The following is a 6,599-nucleotide window of genomic DNA, read 5'->3' as shown; positions in this document are numbered from 1 at the left end:
CCTCTCAGGACGGGCTCTGGCCGGCGAGCTGCTGGATCCGCACGATGACGAACTCGGCGGGTTTGAGCGGGGCGAACCCGACGACCACGTTGACCACGCCGCGGTCCCGGTCGTCGCCGGTGGTGGTCTCCGCGTCGCACCGCACCAGGTACGCCTCCCGGGGCGTCCGCCCGGCGAACGCGCCCTTGCGGAACAGGTCCTGCATGAACGACGTCAGGTTCAGCCGCAGCTGCGACCAGAGCGGTTCGTCGTTGGGCTCGAAGACCGCCCACTGGGTGCCCCGGTAGACGCTCTCCTCGATGAACAGGGCGAGCCGGCGCACCGGCGTGTACTTCCACTGGCTGGCCAGCGCGTCCGCGCCGGCGGTGGTGCGGGCCCCCCAGTTGACCGTGCCGGTCACCGGGAAGGTGCGCAGGCAGTTGAGCCCCAACGGGTTGAGCACCCCGTTCTCGGCGTCGGTCAGCGGATAGACCAGGTTGGTCACCCCGCGCAGCTGCGCCTCGGTGCCGGCCGGCGCCTTCCACACGCCCCGCTCGGTGTCCTGCCGGGCGTACAGGCCGGCGAGGGTGCCGCCGGGGGCGACGGTGCGGGGCTGGAAGCCGTCGGTGGGGTCGGGGATACGCAGCCGGGGGAAGTGGGCCACCGCGTTGGGGCCCTTGACCCCGAGCTGGTTGATCCAGTCCAGGGCGCGGTCCGGGTCGTCCACCCCGGGCGGCGGGTCGACCAGCAGGACCGCCCGGCGGCGCTCGCAGAGGTCGTAGGCGGCCGACCAGACGGCCTCCGGGTCCAGCCCGTTGTCGATGGCGGCGGGGTCGCCGTGCCGGGCGCGGGTGGCGTCGGGGATGCAGAGCAGGTTGAACAGGTCGGTCTTGAGCAGTGCGTAGATGCCGGTGTAGGCGGCCTCGCTGCCGATCAACGCGCCGGTGCCGGGCAGGGTGGTGCCGTCGGAGCCGGTGACCAGGTCGCCCTGACCGAGCCGCTTGACGCCGAGCGGGCTGAACCGGCCGACGTTGGCGGTCGTCCCGGCCAGGCCCAGCAGGGCCGCGCCGTCGGCGACGTCACCGGAGGGGGAGACGCCCGCGACGGTGAAGGCCGCGTCGAGGGCCGCCGGGGCGACCACCGCGTCGACGTCACCGAGGACGCGCAACCCGCCGGCGGCGGTGGGGACCACCCGTACCCGCAGGCCGGCCGCGCCGTCGGCGGCGCCCAACGCGGTGTTGACCTTCCGTTGCAGCAGCGCGGCCACCCCGGCGGGGGAGGACGGCAACCGCTCGCCCTTGTCCAGCACGGTCACGGTCACCGGGGCGACCGCCGGCACGGTCTTGGCCGGGTCGTTCGGGTCCGGCTTGGTGGGCCGGTCGGGCTGCACGGTGAGCCGGTAGTTCTTCGCGGCGTCCACGGTGGGGGTGCCGAGAGCGGTGCCGACCGTGCCGCTGGGCACCGGCCGGCCCGCCCCGGAGGCCCCGGCGCGCGCCCGGACCAGCGCCGAACCCCGGTCCGGGTCGTTGAGCAGGGCAACCGCGTACGCGGCGGCGGCCGGGTCGGCGGACAGCCCGGTGAACCGTTCGGTGTCGCCGGTGGCGGTGTCGGTGACGGTGAGGTTGAACGACTTGGCGTCGGTGACGCCGTCGTGGTCGACGTCGACGAGCAGTCCGCTGCCCCACGCGCCGGTGCTCGTCGCGTCCAGCAGCAGCGCGGACTTCGCCCCGGCGCCGACCTTGTCCAGCAGGGTCACCGAGGCGGCCCGGGCGTCGGCGCGGGGCACCCGCACCACCAGGGCGGCGGCCCCGCCGTTGCGGAAGAACTGTTGCACGGCCAGGCTGAGTTCGGAGTCCCGGTCGACCCCGCCGAACCGGCGTTCGAACTCGCCGAAGGTGTTGACCCGGACGGCACGGTGCTCCGGTCCGGTCCGCACGTACCCGACGAAGGCCGTCACCCCGGTCGCCACGCCGATCACGGGGCGGACGGAACTCGCGACTTCCTCGATGTACACGCCGGGATAGGTCGGGGTGACGGGCATGACTACCTCGTCTCGCAGTGGCGGGTCGGCTGATGTCACCCTCCGCTCACCCCGCACCCGCCTCTAGCGGGCACCCGACTACGCCGCGTCAACTACCCGACATCCCCGACCGCCCGTTCCCCGTCGGACATCGACGCGCCGGACCGGTCCGATGCCCAGGCTGTCGCGGGTGGACATGCGGTGAGGTGCCTGCGGCGTCGGCTGGTGTCATCCGCCGACGGGGCAAGCCATTTTTCCTGGACAGACGGATCCCTCTTGTCCTGGACGGGTGGATCCGGCGTCCCTCGCCGCCGGGGAACGGCCCGACAGGCCGACCACCTGACCGGCTGGCGGCGGCGCAGCAGGATGGGTACGTGCCGATCGAGCCCGTCGCCCCCGCGCCCGCCCCGACGTTCCGCCGTACGCTGCTGCGCCAGCGTTGGGCGGACCTGACCTTCCTGCACTGGGCGGTCGCCCCGGAACTCGTCGCGCCGCTGCTGCCGGCCGGCACCCGTCCGGACACCCTCGACGGAACCACCTACGTCGGACTGATCGGCTTCCGGATGGTCGGCCTCGGTTTCGGCCGGGGGCCGGCCCTGCCGTACCTGGGGACCTTCTGGGAGACCAACGTGCGGCTCTACTCGGTCGACCACACCGGTCGGCGGGCCGTGGTGTTCCGCTCCCTCGACGCGTCCCGGCTGATCCCGGTGCTGGTCGCCCGGCTCACCCTGGGGCTGCCGTACCTGTGGTCGACGATGCGGGTGGACCACGACGGTGACCTGCGCAGCTACCGGTGTCGTCGGCGCTGGCCGGGGCCGGTCGGGACGACCAGCGAGATGGTGGTCCGGGTGGGTGCGCCCATCCGCCGGCCGACCCCGGTGGAGCACTTCCTCACCGCCCGGTGGGGCCTGCACACCCGGGCGTACGGGCGCACCCGGCACGTGCCGAACTGGCATCCGCAGTGGCCGCTGCACCGGGCCGAGCTGCTGCACCTGGACGACGAACTGGTCACCGCCGCCGGGCTGCCGACGCCGACCGGCCCGCCGGTCAGCGTGCTGTACTCACCCGGCGTGCCGGTCCGGTTCGGTGCACCGGCCGCCCTGCGCCCCCGGTGACCCCACCGGGTCGGGCGGACGCGGCGGGCCGCCGGTTGACCCTGACACGGTGTCAGGGTCGACACTGCGTCGGGGAGGTGATCCGGATGACCAGAGCGGAAGCGGACACGACGCGGGCGCTGCGGGGGCTGGCGGGTGGGGACCCGTCGGTGCGGCTGCGGGCGGCGCTGGCGATCGGCACCACCCCCGACCCGGCGTTCGTCGACCCGCTCGTGGCCCGCTGCGCGACCGAACCGGACTTCGCCGTCCGCGAGATGCTGACCTGGGCGCTCACCCGTCACCCGCCGGAGGCGACGGTGCCCCGGCTCGTCGCCGCCCTGGGGTCGACCCGGGCACAGGCCCGCAGCCAGGCGTTGCACACGCTGTCCAAGATCGGGGACCGGCGGGCCTGGCCGGCGGTCACCCGGGCCCTGCTGACCGATCCCGACGACGAGGTGGCGCGCAGCGCCTGGCGGGCGGCGGTCGCCCTGGTGCCCGACGGCGCGGAGTCCGGACTGGCCGAGGTGCTGGCCACCCAGCTCGGGCGGGGTGACCGGGCGACGTGGCTGAGCCTCAGCCGGGCGTTGGCCACCCTCGGCGAGGCCGGCACGACGATCCTGCACACCGCCGGGACGCACCCGGACCCCCGGGTACGCGCGCACGCCGCCGCCACGCAGCGGCTGGTGCGCGACCCGGACGCCGGGTTCGAGTTCTCCCTCGGGGAGGCGACGCGCATCGTGGCTCTCGGCGGGACCGGCGGGCCGGGGTGAGGCGGTGCTGATCGGTGACGTGTCACGGCGCTGCGGTGTCAGCGTCCGGATGCTCAGACACTACGAGTCGCTCGGACTGCTCCGACCGACCGGTCGTACCGGCGTCGGCTACCGCGACTACTCCGACGCGGACCTTCGACGGATCTTCCACATCGAGAGCCTGCGGTCGCTGGGGTTGTCGCTGCGGGCGGTGGGACGGGCGCTCGACGACCCCGCCTTCACCCCTGCGGAACTCGTCGACGACCTCATCCGGCAGACACGGGCGCGGATCGCCGCGGAGCGGGAGCTGCTCACCCGCCTCCGGCGGATCGACGCCGCCGGGCCCGCCGACTGGCAGGACGTCCTGCAGGTGGTCGCGCTCCTGCGGGACCTGGCCTCACCCCGCGCGGACCAGCGTCAGCGCGCGGCGCTGGCCTCGGTCGGTGAGGTGCCGGTGCCGGTGGAGGCGCTGGTCGCGGCGGCGCTGGACGAGGCCGACCCGAACGTCGCCGGGGCGCTGCGCTGGGCGCTCGCCCACGCGGGCATCGACGCCCTGCCCCTGCTGACAAAGGGGCTCGACGCATCCGCGGCCGAGGTGCGGGAACGTGCCGTCCGGGCCGTCGTCGAGATCCCGGGTGGGGACGCCACCGCGCTGCTCCGCGACGCTCTGCGCCATCCGGACCCCGTGGTCGGCAGGTGCGCGGCGCTGGCGCTCGGCAGTCGTGGCGAGCCCGCCGCCGTGCCGACGCTCATCGACATGATCGTCGCCGAGGTGAACGACGTCGACGCCGCCGACGCGCTCAGCGTGCTGGCGACCGATCCCGCCACGGCGGACCGGATCGCCGCCGGCCTGATCGAGCTGCTCACCCGGGGCGACACCGGGGCGTCGGCGCGCGGCCGGCTGACCCAGGCGCTCGCGGGCATCCCGGGGGACACGACGTCCCGGGCCCTGGCCGGGCTGACCGGGGACGAGGACCGGGCCGTCGCGCTCACCGCGCGCTACCTGCTCACCCTGCGCACCGCCCCCGACGGCCGCTGAACGCCGGCCGGGGGCGGGCTCCGACCCGGCCCACCACCGGCCCCGCGTCCCGGGCGTCGGTCACCGGGCGCGGCGGTGCCGGGCGACCAGCGTCCCGGCGCAGAGCACCGCCAGCAGGCCGCAGGCGGAGCCGGCCCACTGGTTGTCCAGCACGGTGGTCAGCGCCGCGTTGGCGGCGAGGCTGACGACCAGCACCACCCACAGCAGTGGGCGGAGCCGGTCGGTCGCCGGGTGCGTCGGCTCGGCCGGGGCGTCGGCGACGCGGTACGGATCGGTCATGGCTGCCTCCTCGGTGGCGGGTGTTCGACCAGTTCGACGCTAGGCGCGACGGTGGGTCGGACACGATCCCGCCAGCACGACCGGCGCTGGTACAGCAGGCGCTACTTTCCGCACCGACGGTGCCGGGCCGGCCGCCCGGTGGCCTATGTTGGCGCGGGAGGTCTTGCGATGACACACCTGCGGGACCGGGTCCGCGCCTCGGTCGACGCCCTCGAACACCTGGTCGGTGGCCTCGGCACCGCACTGTTGGCGTTGGCCGCGCTGCTCTGGGCGGTGTTCGTCGCGGCGGCCTGCCTGGTCTGGGTGGGGCTGCCGGCGGCACCCGGCGCGCTGCGGGCGGTACGCGCCGTGGCCGACCGGGAGCGGGCCCGGCTGTCCCGCTGGGGTGCGACGATCCCCGCCCCGGGCCCGGTGCCGGCCGAGCTGCGGGTGGCGGTGCGCGACCCGTTCGTCCGCCGGGAACTCGGCTGGGTCGCCCTGCACGCGGTCACCGGCCTGATCGGCGGACTGCTCGGCCTGGCCCTGCCGCTCTACGCCGTGCAGGACCTCACGTTCCCCCTGTGGTACCGGCTGCTGCCGCCCGGGGCCGGCGCGCCGGGGATCGTCTGGTGGCGCGTCGACGGGCTGACCGAGGCGCTGCTGGTCGGACTGCTCGGTCTCGGCTGGCTGGCCGCCACGGTCGCGTTCGGTCCGGCGCTGGCCCGCCTCCAGGCCCGGCCGGGCCGGTGGCTGCTGCCCCCGCCGCCGGGCTTCGACCTGTCGCTGCGGGTCGCCGAACTGACCGCCACCCGGGCCGCGGCGCTCGACGCCCACGCGGTCGAACTGCGCCGCATCGAACGCTCCCTGCACGACGGCACCCAGAACCGGCTGGTCGCGGTCAGCGTGCTGCTGGGGGCGGCCCGCCGGGCGGTGCGGCGGGACCCGGCCCGGGCCGACGAGATCCTCGGGCAGGCGCAGGACGCGGCGGAACAGGCGCTCGGCGAACTGCGTACGGTGGTGCGGGGCATCCTGCCGCCCGTGCTGGACGACCGGGGCCTCACCGGCGCCCTGGCCGGCCTGGCCGGCGGCTGCGCGGTGCCCTGCCAGCTCACCGTCGACGTGCCGGTACGCTGCGCCGTCTCGGTGGAGGCCACCGCCTACTTCGTGGTGGCGGAGGCGTTGACCAACGTGGTCCGGCACAGCGGCGCCGGCCGGGTCGACGTGACCGTCCGCCGCGAGCAGGACCGGCTGCTGGTGACCGTCACCGACGACGGGCGCGGCGACGCCGACGAGGGCGGCGGCTCGGGGCTGACCGGCATCCGTCGGCGGGTCGGGGCGTACGACGGCCGGATGACGCTGACCAGCCCACCGGGCGGACCGACGAGACTGGAGGTGGAGCTGCCGTGCGGATCGTGATCACCAAGAACGATGTTCCCGGTCGAAGCTCCGGACAGGCGTTG

6 protein-coding genes are annotated in these 6,599 nt (G+C 75.3%); 4 read left to right on the top strand and 2 right to left on the bottom strand.

The genetic code is table 11. The features are described from left to right. Positions 1 to 4: 4 nt before the first annotated feature. A complete protein-coding gene (locus ACN265_RS14810) occupies positions 5 to 2,020 on the bottom strand; it encodes a phage tail sheath family protein (protein WP_204924329.1) in 2,016 nt (671 codons plus the stop codon). A 353-nt stretch (positions 2,021 to 2,373) separates the two neighbouring features. Between ACN265_RS14810 and ACN265_RS14805 the strand changes: the two genes are divergently transcribed. The 3 genes from ACN265_RS14805 to ACN265_RS14795 all read left to right on the top strand — a co-directional run bounded on the left by ACN265_RS14805 (position 2,374) and on the right by ACN265_RS14795 (position 4,881). Continuing rightward, entirely contained in the window at positions 2,374 to 3,114 is a 741-nt protein-coding gene (locus tag ACN265_RS14805; RefSeq protein ID WP_421408156.1) for a YqjF family protein, read from the top strand. Between the two features lie 86 nt (positions 3,115 to 3,200). Further along, positions 3,201 to 3,863 carry a HEAT repeat domain-containing protein gene (locus tag ACN265_RS14800; protein WP_421408153.1) on the top strand — a complete coding sequence of 221 codons (663 nt, stop codon included), beginning with the start codon at positions 3,201 to 3,203 and terminating at the stop codon, positions 3,861 to 3,863. Positions 3,864 to 3,867: 4 nt separating this feature from the next. Beyond that, positions 3,868 to 4,881, top strand: a complete 1,014-nt coding sequence (locus ACN265_RS14795; protein WP_421408152.1) for a MerR family transcriptional regulator — start codon at positions 3,868 to 3,870, stop codon at positions 4,879 to 4,881. A 60-nt stretch (positions 4,882 to 4,941) separates the two neighbouring features. Here the strand turns inward: ACN265_RS14795 and ACN265_RS14790 are convergent, their stop codons facing one another. Continuing rightward, complete coding sequence (locus tag ACN265_RS14790) at positions 4,942 to 5,160, bottom strand: hypothetical protein (protein ID WP_421408150.1); 219 nt, start codon at positions 5,158 to 5,160, stop codon at positions 4,942 to 4,944. Positions 5,161 to 5,328: 168 nt separating this feature from the next. Here ACN265_RS14790 and ACN265_RS14785 point away from each other — a divergent pair, with 168 nt between their 5' ends. Continuing rightward, the gene (locus ACN265_RS14785) at positions 5,329 to 6,555 is read left to right on the top strand and encodes a sensor histidine kinase (RefSeq protein ID WP_421408148.1); all 1,227 of its coding nucleotides are present in this window, start codon (positions 5,329 to 5,331) and stop codon (positions 6,553 to 6,555) included. The last annotated feature ends 44 nt before the right edge of the window (positions 6,556 to 6,599 follow it).

Origin of the sequence: Micromonospora sp. WMMD730, assembly GCF_049178955.1 — a bacterium.
Lineage (GTDB): Bacteria > Actinomycetota > Actinomycetes > Mycobacteriales > Micromonosporaceae > Micromonospora > Micromonospora wenchangensis.
Note: the sequence above shows the minus strand (reverse complement) of the source record. Positions and strands in the feature narration are given on the sequence as shown.